At 72.6% G+C, this 12824-nt stretch carries 12 protein-coding genes and 1 pseudogene; 7 read left to right on the plus strand and 6 right to left on the minus strand.

Annotated elements, in window-relative coordinates:
* A pseudogene (locus JXZ78_RS29505) lies at positions 1 to 356 on the minus strand (hypothetical protein); the annotation flags it as partial.
* Entirely contained in the window at positions 353 to 1336 is a 984-nt protein-coding gene (locus JXZ78_RS29510) for an aldo/keto reductase (protein ID WP_030021447.1), read from the minus strand. The gene JXZ78_RS29510 and the pseudogene JXZ78_RS29505, both read right to left, overlap by 4 nt.
* A 197-nt stretch (positions 1337 to 1533) precedes the next feature.
* Here JXZ78_RS29510 and JXZ78_RS29515 point away from each other — a divergent pair, with 197 nt between their 5' ends.
* The gene (locus JXZ78_RS29515) at positions 1534 to 2589 is read left to right on the plus strand and encodes an LLM class F420-dependent oxidoreductase (RefSeq protein ID WP_030021448.1); all 1056 of its coding nucleotides are present in this window, start codon (positions 1534 to 1536) and stop codon (positions 2587 to 2589) included.
* Between the two features lie 322 nt (positions 2590 to 2911).
* A complete protein-coding gene (locus JXZ78_RS29520) occupies positions 2912 to 3700 on the plus strand; it encodes a hypothetical protein (RefSeq protein ID WP_030021449.1) in 789 nt (262 codons plus the stop codon).
* Positions 3701 to 3713: 13 nt separating this feature from the next.
* Here the strand turns inward: JXZ78_RS29520 and corA are convergent, their stop codons facing one another.
* A complete protein-coding gene (gene corA / locus JXZ78_RS29525; protein ID WP_030021450.1) occupies positions 3714 to 4697 on the minus strand; it encodes a magnesium/cobalt transporter CorA in 984 nt (327 codons plus the stop codon).
* 111 nt (positions 4698 to 4808) lie between these two features.
* Here corA and JXZ78_RS29530 point away from each other — a divergent pair, with 111 nt between their 5' ends.
* The 4 genes from JXZ78_RS29530 to mshC all read left to right on the plus strand — a co-directional run bounded on the left by JXZ78_RS29530 (position 4809) and on the right by mshC (position 8686).
* The gene (locus tag JXZ78_RS29530) at positions 4809 to 5507 is read left to right on the plus strand and encodes a histidine phosphatase family protein (protein WP_030021451.1); all 699 of its coding nucleotides are present in this window, start codon (positions 4809 to 4811) and stop codon (positions 5505 to 5507) included.
* 129 nt (positions 5508 to 5636) lie between these two features.
* Positions 5637 to 6227, plus strand: coding sequence for a DUF3090 domain-containing protein (locus JXZ78_RS29535; protein WP_078624393.1), 591 nt, complete (start codon positions 5637 to 5639; stop codon positions 6225 to 6227).
* Between the two features lie 197 nt (positions 6228 to 6424).
* Positions 6425 to 7243 (plus strand): SCO1664 family protein, encoded by an 819-nt coding sequence (locus JXZ78_RS29540; RefSeq protein WP_050502656.1) that lies wholly within the window; start codon positions 6425 to 6427, stop codon positions 7241 to 7243.
* A gap of 213 nt (positions 7244 to 7456) precedes the next feature.
* Positions 7457 to 8686 carry a cysteine--1-D-myo-inosityl 2-amino-2-deoxy-alpha-D-glucopyranoside ligase gene (gene mshC / locus JXZ78_RS29545; RefSeq protein ID WP_030021454.1) on the plus strand — a complete coding sequence of 410 codons (1230 nt, stop codon included), beginning with the start codon at positions 7457 to 7459 and terminating at the stop codon, positions 8684 to 8686.
* Positions 8687 to 8787: 101 nt separating this feature from the next.
* Here the strand turns inward: mshC and JXZ78_RS29550 are convergent, their stop codons facing one another.
* Both JXZ78_RS29550 and JXZ78_RS29555 read right to left on the minus strand, forming a co-directional pair.
* The gene (locus JXZ78_RS29550) at positions 8788 to 9699 is read right to left on the minus strand and encodes a ribosome-inactivating family protein (RefSeq protein WP_238783459.1); all 912 of its coding nucleotides are present in this window, start codon (positions 9697 to 9699) and stop codon (positions 8788 to 8790) included.
* Between the two features lie 118 nt (positions 9700 to 9817).
* Positions 9818 to 10363 (minus strand): TetR/AcrR family transcriptional regulator, encoded by a 546-nt coding sequence (locus tag JXZ78_RS29555; protein WP_030021457.1) that lies wholly within the window; start codon positions 10361 to 10363, stop codon positions 9818 to 9820.
* Between the two features lie 129 nt (positions 10364 to 10492).
* On the opposite strand from JXZ78_RS29555, the gene JXZ78_RS29560 reads away from it, so the two are divergent.
* A complete protein-coding gene (locus JXZ78_RS29560) occupies positions 10493 to 11491 on the plus strand; it encodes an NADP-dependent oxidoreductase (RefSeq protein ID WP_030021458.1) in 999 nt (332 codons plus the stop codon).
* A 13-nt stretch (positions 11492 to 11504) separates the two neighbouring features.
* On the opposite strand, the gene JXZ78_RS29565 is transcribed toward JXZ78_RS29560, so the two are convergent.
* Positions 11505 to 12701: a serine hydrolase domain-containing protein gene (locus JXZ78_RS29565; RefSeq protein ID WP_033038368.1), complete on the minus strand. Its 1197-nt coding sequence runs from the start codon at positions 12699 to 12701 to the stop codon at positions 11505 to 11507.
* Between the last annotated feature and the right edge of the window lie 123 nt (positions 12702 to 12824).

Here is a 12824-nt window from a genome sequence, read left to right on the forward strand (position 1 = left end):
GCGGCGGCACTGAGCGCCCCGCCCCGCCCGGCGGCCCGGCCACCGTCCGCCGCCGACTCGCGCGCACCCGCCTCCGGACCGCCCGCAGCCATGGCCGCCGGCACGTCCCCGGCCGCCGGCGCGCTCTCGGCCGCCACCGTGCCCTCGGCACCCGCAGCGTCCCCGGAGACTCCGTCCGCGCCACCGTCCGCGCCACCGTCCGGGTCGCCGCTCGCGTCACCGTCCGTGCCGCCGCCCGGCTCGCCCTCCCTCCCGGCTGCCCCCGGAGCAGCCGTCGTGGCGGCCTCCTCGGGGGCGGTCTCCGGGCCGGGCGCGGTGGGCTCGGGCGCGTCCTCGGAGAGGCGGTCGGTACTCACAGCGTGCTCCAGTCGTGGTCGGGGTAGTGGTGCACCGGGGCCGAGACATCGTCCAGGGCCCGGCAGATCTCGTCAGGAAGACTAAGGGTCTCCACTGACAACGCGGCTCTGAGCTGCTGTGCCGTGCGGGCGCCGACGACCGGGGCGGTGACTCCCGGCCGGTCGCGCACCCAGGCGAGAGCCACCTGCAACGCGGTGACGGCGAGCCCGTCGGCGGCCGTGCTGACCGCCTCGACGATCCGGCCCGCCGTGTCGTCCAGGTACGGCGCGACGAACGGCGCCAGCTGCTCCGAGGCGCCGCGCGAGTCGGCCGGGGTGGCGTGCCGGTACTTGCCGGTGAGCACCCCGCGGCCCAGCGGCGACGAGGGCAGCAGGCCGACGCCCAGGTCCCGCGCGGCGGGCAGCAGCTCCCGCTCGATGCCGCGCTGGAGGAGCGAGTACTCCATCTGGGTGCCGGCCAGCCGCGTGCGCAGGGACGGGGCGGAGAGCTGCCAGGTCGCCGCCTTGGCCAGCTGCCAGCCGGAGAAGTTCGAGACGCCGACATAGCGCGCGCGGCCGGTGGCGACGGCGATGTCGAGCGCCTGGAGCGTCTCTTCGAGCGGGGTGTGCGGGTCGAAGGCGTGCAGCTGCCAGAGGTCCACGTAGTCCGTGCCGAGACGTTCCAGCGAGGCGTCCAGCGCGTCCAGCAGATGGCGGCGGGAGCCGTCGACGCGGCGGTCCGCGTCCAGGACGCTGCCCGCCTTCGTCGCGACGACCAGGTCCCGGCGCGGCACCAGGCCCTCGCAGAGCCGCCCGAGCAGATACTCCGCGCCGCCGTCGGCATACACGTCCGCGGTGTCCACGAGGGTGCCGCCGGCCTCCCAGAACGCCTTGAGCTGCTCGGCGGCGTCGTGCTCGTCGGTGTCCCTGGCCCAGGTCAGGGTGCCGAGGCCGAGACGGGACACGCGCAGACCCGTACGGCCGAGGTGCCTTTGCTCCATGGGCCCTGAGGTTACTGGCCCGTCGCCCGGCGCACGGGACCCTGTGGACAACCGGCCGCACGGTGCGCCGCCGGCCTGTGGACAACCCCGCGGCCCGCCGCGCGGGCGGCCCGTGACCGGCCGGCCGGTGACGGCCGGCGCCACCCCGCGCTAGAGTCCCCGGAACACCGACGTTACTGATCAGTAAGGGGAGCGGTATGAAGCTCGGGATCAACCTCGGCTACTGGGGCGCCGGGATGGACGCGGACAATCTGGCCGTCGCGCAGGAGGCCGACCGGCTCGGCTACGCGGTGTGCTGGGCGGCCGAGGCGTACGGCTCCGACGCCCCCACCGTGCTCTCCTGGGTCGCCTCGCAGACCGAGCGCATCGACGTCGGCTCGGCGATCTTCCAGATCCCGGCCCGTACGCCCGCGATGACCGCGATGACGGCCGCCACCCTCGACTCGCTGTCCGGCGGCCGCTTCCGCCTGGGCCTGGGCGTCTCGGGGCCGCAGGTCTCCGAGGGCTGGTACGGCGTGAAGTTCGACAAGCCGCTGGCCCGCACCCGTGAGTACGTGGAGATCGTCCGCAAGGCGATGACCCGCGAACGGCTGTCCTACGAAGGGGAGCACTGGACGCTGCCGCTGCCCGGCGGCCCGGGCAAGCCGCTGAAGCTGACGGTGCACCCGCAGCGCGAGCACATCCCGCTCTACATCGCCGCGATCGGCCCCAAGAACCTCACCCAGACCGGTGAGATCGCCGACGGCGCGCTGTTGATCTTCCCGTCCGCCGACCACCTGGAGGAGACGGCGATCACCCACATCCGGGCCGGCCGGGAGAAGGCGGGCAAGACCCTGGAGGGTTTCGACGTCTGTCCGACGCTGCCGCTGGCCGTCGGCGCCGACCAGGACGTCAGCGCGCTCGCCGACACCTTCCGCCCGTACACGGCGCTGTACGTGGGCGGCATGGGCAGCCGCAAGCAGAACTTCTACAACCAGCTCGCGCAGCGGATGGGCTACGAGAAGGAGGCCGCCGAGATCCAGGACAAGTACCTCTCCGGCGACAAGGAGGGCGCGGCGGCCGCGATTCCGCAGCAGCTGATCGACCAGACCACGCTGCTGGGCTCCGTCGAGCGCATCGCGGACCGGATGCAGGCGTACGCGGCGGCCGGCGTGACCACGCTGACCCTCGCGCCCGCCGGCTTCACGCTGGAGGAGCGCATCGCCTCGCTGCGGGCGGGCACCGAGGCCCTGGAGCGCGCGGGGCTGGCGTAAGGAGCGCGGGAGGCGCGGAACGGGCCCGGGCGGCGCGGGGGCGCCGGGCCGGGCACCCGGCCCCGGGAAGCCTGCGGCCGTGGTGGGGGCTCGGGGGTCTTCCCCGCCACGGCCGTCACCCGGCACAACGCGGGGACGCCCCGCCTGGTTACGCCGCGGTGCTCCGTCCGGCCGCCGGACCGTCTCCGCGTCCACCTTCAGGCCCCCCCCGGCCACCCGCCCTGTCACCTGTTCGGGGGACATGGCCGACACCACGGTTGCCACCTTCGCCGTACCGCACTTCACTTTTCTTCTGCGGATGCGGTGTAGCGGAGGTGTCCCGGTGCTCTCGGCCAGAAGCCTGTTCCAGGAGATTCTCGACCACGACGAGTCCTACCGGCTCTTCTGCTCCATCGCGGCCGGCGGCGAGGCCCAGGGCGGCTGGGAGAACGGCCGGATCGCCGCGCTGATCCCCGGGTCACTGCGCGAGCTGGCCCCCAAGGCCACCCGGCACGGCGCCGACGAGGACAAGCACGGACGGCTGTTCCACGCCCTGCTCCGCAAGCGCGGCCTGGACCCGGTCTCCGTCCCCGGAGCCACCGACTACACCGTCCTGCTGGAGCGCCGCGGCATCGGCCTGGCGCACGACAAGCTGCGCCGCGACGAGCCGCTGACCGAGCAGGACGTCGTCGTCTACCTCGCGCACAGCCGGGTCACCGAGCAGCGCGCCGCCGAGCAGATGGACCTGCTCAAGAAGCACTTCGGCGGCCACCCGGACATCGGCCGGGCGGTCCTGATGATCGCCCACGACGAGGAGAACCACCTCGCCTACTGCCACGAGGAACTGCTGCGGCTGGCGGCGCGGGGCCACGGCCCGGCGATCCGGCGCACGCTGCGCGACGCGGCACGCGTCGAGATCGAGGTCTACCGGGACGTCAGCCTGGCCGTGATGGACCGCATGGGACGCATCCTGGGCTGGCCGCGGCCGAAGTCCGCCCTCCTCGCCGCCGGCATCCGCGCGGTGTACGTCTACGAGCGGCTCGCCGGGTGGCGCCGGATGGTCTCGCTGCGCCTCCCGGAGCGGCGCGACGCGCTGGGCGGCCCGGCCGCCCCGGCGCCCGGGTTCGGCTGAGGCGGGTGGCCGCTCACAGCCAGTCGCGCCGCTTGAAGAGGCGGTACAGGGACAGCTCGATGATCACCATCAGCAGCAGGATGCCGTAGTAGCCCCAGGACCATTTCAACTCGGGCATGTGGTCGAAGTTCATGCCGTAGACGCCCGCGATCAGCGTCGGTACGGCCGCCAGGGCCGCCCAGGCGGAGATCTTGCGCATGTCGTCGTTCTGGCGCACGCCCATCTGCGCCAGGTGGGCGCTGAGGATGTCGGACAGCAGCCGGTCCAGGCCCTCGACGGACTCGTTGGCGCGGGTGAGGTGGTCGCTGACGTCCCGGAAGAACGGCCGGGCCTCGTCGTGCACGAAGGGCACACCGGGGTTCTGGAGCCGCAGCATCGGCTCCACCAGCGGATTGGTGGCCCGCCGGAACTCCAGCACCTCGCGCTTGAACGCGTAGATCGCGGCGGCGGTGTTGCCGCTGTCCGACCGGGACGGCGCGAACACCTCCGCCTCCAACTCCTCCAGGTCCACCTGGAGTTCCGTGGCCACCTCGATGTAGTGGTCGACCACCGCGTCACCGACCGCGTACAGCACCGCGGTGGGACCGTGCCGCAGGACGTCCGGCTCGTGCTCCAGGCGGCGGCGTACGGCGGTGAGCGGGCTGGCCGCGCCGTGCCGGACGACCACGACGAAGGAGTCCCCGAGGAAGATCATCAACTCGCTGGCGGAGACGGAGCCCGCCGCGTCGTCGTAGGCGATCGGTTTGAGCACCACGAACAGGGAGTCGTCGTACACCTCCAGCTTCGGCCGCTGATGGGCCTTGAGCGCGTCCTCCACGGCGAGCGGGTGCAACCCGAACTCCCTGCTGACATGGTCGAACTCCTCCCTGGTGGGCTCGTGCAGCCCGAGCCACAGGAAGGAGTGACCCTCGGCGCGCGCCGCTTCGAGGGCGTCGGAGAAGTCCTCCGGCCCCTCGGTGCGGCGGCCGTCCTGATAGATGGCGCAGTCGACGATCACACAGGGAATTGTCACTCGCCGTGGCGCGTCGTGCCAGGAGCCCGCTGCCCGCGCTCCCGGGGCGGTGGTCCCGTGTCCGGCGCCGCCGCCCTGGAACGTAGGCTGGCTGCCATGCCCACGCTGATCCTGGTGCGGCACGGCCGCTCCACCGCCAACACGTCCGGCCTGCTCGCCGGGCGAACCCCCGGGGTGACCCTCGACGAGCGGGGTGCCGCCCAGGCCGCCGCGCTTCCCGGCCGCCTCGCGGACCTGCCGCTCGTCGCCGCCGTGAGCAGCCCGCTGGAACGCTGCCTGGAGACCCTGCAACCCCTCCTGGACGCCCGGCCCGGCCTGCCGCTGCACGTCGAGGACCGCATCAACGAGTGCGACTACGGTGACTGGTCGGGCCGCAAACTGGCCGAACTCAACGACGAGCCGCTGATGGAGGTCGTCCAGCAGCACCCGTCCGCCGCCGCCTTCCCGGGCGGCGAGTCCATGCGTGCCATGCAGGCCCGTGCCGTGGACGCGGTGCGCGACTGGAACGCCCGGATCGAGGCGGAGCACGGCCCCGAGGCGGTCTACGCGATGTGCTCGCACGGCGACATCATCAAGTCCCTCGTCGCCGAGGCCCTCGGTCTGCACTTCGACCTCTTCCAGCGGATCTCGGTCGAGCCCTGTTCGCTGACCGCGATCCGCTGGACCCGGCTGCGGCCCTACCTCGTACGCCTCGGCGACACCGGCCACTTCGGCGGGCTGGCGCCGCGGGCGGACGGCAGCACGGCGGCGGACGACCGGGACGCGGCCGTCGGCGGTGGCGCGGGCGGAGCGTGATCAGCGGGCGCAGTAGGGTGGTGCGACGGCGCTGCCCGCCACACCTCCTGCGTTCCGGACCCGGAAGCCACACCCACAGGAACCGCAGCGACCGCAAAGACCCCGCAGTCGAGCAAACGGAGCAGGACGTTGTCCCGTCAGGTGTTCTTCTACGACGCGCCGGACCGCTTCGTGGCCGGTACGGTCGGGCTGCCTGGCCGCCGTAGCTTCTTCCTCCAGGCGACGGCTTCCGGCCGTACCACCAGTGTCGCCCTGGAGAAGACCCAGGTCGCCGCGCTCGCCGAGCGTGTCGACGAGTTGCTGGACGAGGTGGTGCGCCGCAGCGGCGGCAACGCGCCCGTCCCCGCGGTGGCCCCCGCCGAACTGTCCGACACCGCGCCGCTGGAATCGCCGGTCGAAGAGGAGTTCCGGGTCGGCACGATGGCGCTCGCCTGGGACGGCGACGAACAGCGCATGATCATCGAAGCTCAGGCGCTGGTCGAGCTGGAGGCCGACACCGACGAGGACCTCGCCGAGGCCGAGGAGCGGCTGCTCCAGGACGACGAGAACGGGCCGCCGATGCTGCGCGTGCGCCTCACCGGCACGATGGCCCGCTCCTTCGCCAAGCGCGCCCTGGAAGTCGTCAACGCGGGGCGCCCGCCCTGCCCCCTGTGCAGCCTGCCGCTCGACCCGGAGGGACACGTATGCCCGCGTCAGAACGGATACCGGCGGGACGCGTGATGCCGGGGGAGGAGACGGTGACGGCGGGCGGCGGACCGGCCGGCCGGTCGGCGGCGGGCCAGGTGGCGGGCGGCCGTACGGGTGACGGCCGGGGCGACGGCCAGGGAGGCGGCCCGGACGGGCAGGCGAACGGCGGCGGGAGCGACGGGGCACCCGGCGGGGTGAGCGACAGCGGGAACGGCAGTGCGGACGGCGGTATATCCGCCCGCGCCGCGGGCCGCCCGGGGCAGCTGACCGCCGACGTCCTCACGCACGGCGAGCTGACCGTACGCGGACAGGTCCGCGAGGCCTCCAACGCCGTCCTGTACTGCACGATCACCCACGAGGACGTCAGCGGCACCTGCGTCTACAAGCCCGTCGCCGGTGAGCGCCCCCTCTGGGACTTCCCCGACGGCACCCTCGCCCAGCGCGAGGTCGCCGCGTACGAGCTGTCCCGGGCCACCGGCTGGGACCTGGTCCCCACCACCGTGCTGCGCGACGGCCCGTACGGGCAGGGCATGGTCCAGGAGTGGATCGAGGCGGCGCCCGAGGGCGCGGAGCTGCTGGCGCTGGTCGAGGGCGAGGAGCCGGGGCCCGGCTGGAAACCGGTGGGTTTCGCCGAGGTCGGCGAAGGACGTACGGCACTCCTGGTACACGCCGACGACGAGCGGCTGCGGCGCCTGGCGGTCCTGGACGCCGTGATCAACAACGGCGACCGCAAGGGCGGCCATCTGCTGCCCGCCGACGGCGGCCGGCTCTACGCCATCGACCACGGCGTGACCTTCAACGCCGAGGACAAGCTGCGTACGCTCCTGTGGGGCTGGGCGGGGGAGCCGCTGACCGAGGAGGCCCGCGAGGTGCTGGGGCGGCTCGCCACGGCGCTGGAGGAGGGCGCTCCGCTCGCCGCCCGGCTCGCCGGGCTGATCACCGCCGCCGAGCTGGCGGCGCTGCGCGCCCGGGTGGCGGACCTGCTGCGCACCGGTGTGCACCCGCACCCCGGAGGAGACTGGCCGCCGATCCCTTGGCCACCGGTCTGAGACGCGGTGGCGGCGGCCCGCGGCCGCCCGCCGGGCCGCCGCTGCGAGCCGTCCGGGAGCCCGCTGTAGCGCGTCGTAGCAGGCCCGGGGCTTTACCCGGGCCCTGGCAGCGGCTCGGCAAGCACAGATCACCCCGCGGCACAAGAGTGCCTTCTCGGCCAAGATCCGAGGTCCGGTTCGTATGCGGAACATGCATCCGGTTACGCTCAAGACATGCATGCATGGCCCGCTTCTGAGGTCCCCGCCCTGCCCGGTCAGGGCCGCGACCTGGAGATCCACGACACCGCGACCGGCGGACGGGTGACCCTCGCCCCCGGTCCCGTCGCCCGCATCTACGTCTGCGGCATCACGCCGTACGACGCCACCCACATGGGGCACGCGGCGACCTACAACGCGTTCGACCTGGTTCAGCGCGTGTGGCTCGACACGAAGCGCCAGGTGCACTACGTGCAGAACGTCACCGACGTCGACGACCCCCTCCTGGAGCGGGCGCTGGCCACCGGCGACGACTGGACCGCCCTCGCCGAGCGCGAGACCGCCCTGTTCCGTGAGGACATGACGGCCCTGCGGATGCTCCCGCCGCGCGAGTACGTCGGCGCCGTCGAGGCCATACCGTGGATCGTCCCGATGGTCGAGCGGCTGCGCGACAGCGGCGCCGCCTACGAGCTCGAAGGCGACATCTACTTCTCCGTCGAGGCCGACCGGCACTTCGGCGAGGTCTCCCGGCTCGACGCCGAGGCGATGCGGGTGCTGTCCGCCGAGCGCGGCGGCGACCCGGAGCGCCCCGGCAAGAAGAACCCGCTCGACCCGATGCTGTGGATGGCCGCCCGCGAGGGCGACCCCAGCTGGGACGGCGCCTCGCTCGGGCGCGGCCGTCCGGGCTGGCACATCGAGTGCGTCGCCATCGCCCTGCGGCACCTCGGCATGGGCTTCGACGTGCAGGGCGGCGGCTCCGACCTCGCCTTCCCGCACCACGAGATGGGCGCCTCGCACGCCCAGGCCCTGACCGGCGAGCACCCCTTCGCCCAGGCGTACGTGCACGCCGGCATGGTCGCCCTGAACGGCGAGAAGATGTCCAAGTCCAAGGGCAACCTGGTCTTCGTCTCCAAGGTGCGGCGCGACGGCACGGACCCGGCGGCGATCCGTCTGGCCCTGCTCGCGCACCACTACCGGGCCGACTGGGAGTGGACGGACGCGGTCCTGGACGAGGCCGTGGAGCGGCTGGCGCGCTGGCGCGCCGCGGTCTCCCGCCCGGACGGCCCGTCGGCCGACGCGCTGCTGGAGGAGATCCGTACGGCGCTGGCGGACGACCTGGACTCGCCGGCCGCGCTCGCCGCGGTCGACCGCTGGGCCGCCGCGCAGGCCGCGGACGGCGGCAGCGACGAGGGTGCGCCCGGCCTCGTCTCGCGGGCCGTGGACGCGCTGCTCGGCGTCGCCCTGTGAGGCGCTGACCAACCGCGGCGAAACGGTTCGCCGCTCCCTTCCGCCCGGGGCGCTCCCTCTCACGAGGGAGCGCCCCGGTTCGCTCGGGCCCCCGGGCAGGGTCAGAAGTAGGTTCCCAGCGCCATGGTGTAGTGGTAGCGCCGGGTGTACTCCTCCAGGCTGCGGTAGTCCGTGCCGTTGAGGTTCATGACGGCGAGGGTCGTGCCCGGCACGGGATTGAGGGCGGAGTGGAGCCACTGCGAGATGCCGCCCCAGCGGTTCTCCAGGTTCACTTGGCCGAGCGACAGCCGGGTGACCGACCCCGACCGGCCACTGCGGATGTTGTCGCTCACCGTTATGGCGATGTCCTGGAACCGGGCTGCTTCGGAGACAGCCTGAATCAGGATGATCAGGTCGGTCTGGAAGCCGGTCTGCGCGGTACGGGTCATGTGGGTGTCGTAACCGCTCACCGCGCGGACGGCATTCGCGATCGTGTAGCCGTTCATGCCCACATTCGCGCGCATGCCGCTGCCGAGCGCGTCGTAGTTCGAGTCGAAGCGGAAGTCGCCGACCGCGGCCGGAGTGCCGTTGCGCTGCAGGACGGCCTGCATGTGGTCGCGCTGGTCACGGAAGCCGACCAGACCGGACGGGGAACCACTGAGCGAGCTGGGTGTCCACACACCCATCAGGTAGAGGTTGTCGGAGCGCACGTAGAGGGCGGCGACGCCCCGGTCGCCGTCCATGAGGCGGATCTCGACGGCGCGGGGCCCGTCCGCTCGCAGGCGCTCAGTGGCGCCGATGCTGTTCCCGACGTAGTGGCCGGCGGCATTCCGCAAGGCGGCGATCATGCTCCAGTAGCGGGTGTAGGCATCCTGCATGTCCCCCTGCAAGAGGCTGTGGACGTTCCAGATGATCTGCTCACGCGGGCGCGTCGTGTCAGCATGGGCGGCGGGAGCGGTCAGGCCGGCCAAGGCCAGCACGGCGAGCGAGGCTGCCAGCAAGCGCGCGAGCGCGGCGCGCAGAGTTGATGTCACGGTTGAGTCCTTAAGGATCGATTCCCCGGCGGATGTCCTCGACCCTGCCGTGCCGGCCTAACGGACATCTAATGTCGGCACTGAACGCCCCTCCGTCGCGACTTCCCCCGCCGCCGTCCTAGCTCGCCAGCACGGCGCTCGCGACGATGTCGAAGAGGTGGCCGGCGCGCGATGCGAGCGCGGGCTGGTCGCCGGCCCAGGCGAGCATGGCGATCAGCGCGAACAGGTCGTCGCCGTCGATGTCGTCCCGGGCCGCGCCTGCGGCCTGGGCCCGGCCGAGGAGGCGGGCGCCGGCTGCGCGCAGCGTGACGCACGAGGAGTGCAGCGCGGAGTCGGGGTCCTCGATCGCGGCTGCCATCAGCACCGTCACCCCGCGGTACTCGGTCGTCCAGGCAACGCAGTCGCGCACCCATGAGACGAGAGCGTCTCCGGCCGCCCGCGCTTTCTCCAGCTCGTCCGCTTTGGCCGTCAGGTCGCCGAAGCTCGTGTGCAGCAGGGCTTCCAGCAGTGCCTCGCGCGTCGGGAAGTGCCGCAGCAGCGTCGCGAGCCCGACGTCGGCCGTGCGCGCGATGTCGCGCATCGACACGTCGACGCCCTGTTCGGCGACGGCGGTGCCTGCCACGGCGAGCAGATGGTCACGGTTTCTCTTGGCGTCGGCCCGCATCGGTTCCCTCGGTTGACGAAACGGTTCACTGATCCATATATTCGGATCAGTGAACCGCTTATACGGTTCACTGATCCAGATTAGCGTGTTCCACGCTGTGACAGGAGGAAGACCGTGCCGATCCACACGATGAAGGCGATCCGGCTGCACGAGTTCGGCGGCCCCGGGGTGCTGCGCCACGAGGAGGTGCCGGTCCCCGAGCCGGCGCCGGGCGAGGTGCTCGTCCGGGTCCGCGCGGTCGGTCTCAATCCGCCCGACTGGTACGTACGCGAGGGCATGCCCGGCATCCCTCCCGCATTCCGGCCACCGTTCGACCTGCCCCTCGTCCCGGGGACCGACATCTCGGGCGTCGTGGAAGCCGTCGCCGCCGATGTCCGGGATTTCGCGGCCGGGGACGAGGTGATGGGCCTGCTGCGCTTCCCCGTCCTGCTGCAGAGCGGCGCGTACGCCGAGTACGTCACCGCACCGGCCACCGACCTCGCCCGCAAACCGGCCGGCATCGACCACACGCACGCCGCCGGGCTGCCCATGTCGGGGCTGACGGCATGGCAGTACCTGATCGAGGTCGGGCACGACCATCCCTCCCCGTTCCAGGAGGCCCGGCACCGCCCCAGGGCGCTGGGCAGCGACACCACCGTGCTCGTCAACGGCGCCGGCGGCGGAGTGGGCCACCTCGCCCTGCAACTGGCCAAGTGGCGAGGGGCCCACGTCATCGCCGTGGCCTCCGGCGCCCACGAGACGCTCCTGCGCGACCTCGGCGCCGACGAGTACATCGACTACACCCGGCAGCGTCCCGAGGACATCGTCCGGGACGTCGATCTCGTCCTGGACACCGTCGGAGGGCCCGCCAGCCGACGCTTCCTGCCCACCCTCAAGCGCGGCGGCGCGCTGTACCCGGTGTACTTCGGGGAGTTCGACGACCGGGAGAACGCGGAACTGGGTGTCACCGTCACCGGCACCCAGGTTCGCGCCGACGGCGCCCAACTCGCCGAACTGGGGCGCCTGCTCGACACGGGCGCGATCCGTGTCGCGATCGACAGCACGTTCCCGCTCGCGGACGCCCGGGCAGCGCACGAGCGCGCCGCCCGGGGGCACATCCAGGGCAAGATCATACTGACGGTTCCTTAGGGCGCGCTGCGTCTCAGCGCCTGCCCGGCGCGAAGACGGCCTCTACGAGCCGCTCGGCGACCGGGTTCATCGCCTCGGCCTTGGCGTCGACCGCGTTGACGGAGTACACGAGCGTCCGGCACAGGTTCCGGTCGGCGGCGAAGAGGGTGTTGTAGCCGGGGCGGGCACCGGTCTTGCCCCAGAGAATCCGGCCGCCGCCGAGATCCTGGCGTTGGAGTCCGGCGCTCAGCCGGGCGCCCTCGACGTCCGGGACGGTGAACATCTCCGCGTCCAGCAGCGGTTGCGGCACGAGCTCGCCCCGGAACAGTGCGACGAGGAACTTCTCCAGGTCGGCGGTGGTGGAGATCATGTCTCCGGCGGCCCAGCGGTCCGACATGTTCCACTCGGTGGCGTCCACCACCGAGCCGTTCGTCAGGCGCTGGTAGCCCCGGTGGTGCAGGCCGTGGATCCGCGGGTCGGGCCCCGCGGGAAACGAGGTGCGCGTCATGCCGGCCGGACGGAAGATCCGGTTCCGCGCCTGGTGTGCGTACGTGTCGCCGGTGACCTTCTCGATCAGCAGGCCCAGCACGGTGTAGTCGATGTTGGCATAGCGCTGCTTCTTGCCCGGTCCCTCGCCCGGCCCCAGGTAGGGGCCCTTGGCGGCGGACGCCGCGACGACGGCCCGCGGAGTGAGGGTCCGGAAGCGGTTCTCGTAGCCCTCGGCGTCCTCCGCGCCGAGGGACGCACCCGGCTGCAGTCCGCTGGTGAAGGTCAGCAACTGCCGTACGGTGATCGGCTCGAAGGTCGCGGGCAGCAGGCCGGGCAGGTAGCGCTGCACGGTGCCGTCCAGGTCGAGCTTCCGCTCGGCGGCGAGCTGGAGCACGAGCGCCGAGGTGACCACCTTGGTGGTCGAGCCCGCTCGGAACCGGGCGTTCTCCAGGGGGCCGCGCCCGGTCCGCAAGGAACGGACCCCGGCGCTGCCGTGCCACGTCTCCCGCCCGCCCACGCGCACCAGCGCGGCGGTCGTGTCCCGGTCCGGTAGTTCGCGGAGGGCCTGGGCGAGCGCTTCGGTGTCCAGGCCGGGCTGCGGCTGCGGAGAGGATGCTGCCGTGTGCGTGCAGGACGCCCCGGCCGGTGCGGGCGTCGCGGCCGCCGGCACTGCGGTGGCCCCCGTGACGAGCGTGGTGGTCAGGGCGACGGCCAGGGCGACCGTACGTAGGTGCGTGCGCAAGGGCGCTCCAAGGGGCGGGCGAGCCGGGGCTCGTTCGTACGAAGACGAAGATCAGCTTTTCCCGCACGGACTCACCAAAGATCACCGATGAGGAGGAGTCCACCCCGGCCGTGCCTTAGGGGA

Origin of the sequence: Streptomyces monomycini, assembly GCF_022271435.1 — a bacterium.
Lineage (GTDB): Bacteria > Actinomycetota > Actinomycetes > Streptomycetales > Streptomycetaceae > Streptomyces > Streptomyces monomycini.

Excerpts from the sequence above, each read along its gene's own strand:
- JXZ78_RS29510 (WP_030021447.1), bottom strand. The coding sequence starts at position 1,336 with ATGGAGCAAAGGCACCTCGGCCGTACGGGTCTGCGCGTGTCCCGTCTC.
- JXZ78_RS29515 (WP_030021448.1), top strand. The coding sequence starts at position 1,534 with ATGAAGCTCGGGATCAACCTCGGCTACTGGGGCGCCGGGATGGACGCG.
- JXZ78_RS29530 (WP_030021451.1), top strand. The coding sequence starts at position 4,809 with ATGCCCACGCTGATCCTGGTGCGGCACGGCCGCTCCACCGCCAACACG.
- mshC (WP_030021454.1), top strand. The coding sequence starts at position 7,457 with ATGCATGCATGGCCCGCTTCTGAGGTCCCCGCCCTGCCCGGTCAGGGC.
- JXZ78_RS29555 (WP_030021457.1), bottom strand. The coding sequence starts at position 10,363 with ATGCGGGCCGACGCCAAGAGAAACCGTGACCATCTGCTCGCCGTGGCA.
- JXZ78_RS29560 (WP_030021458.1), top strand. The coding sequence starts at position 10,493 with ATGAAGGCGATCCGGCTGCACGAGTTCGGCGGCCCCGGGGTGCTGCGC.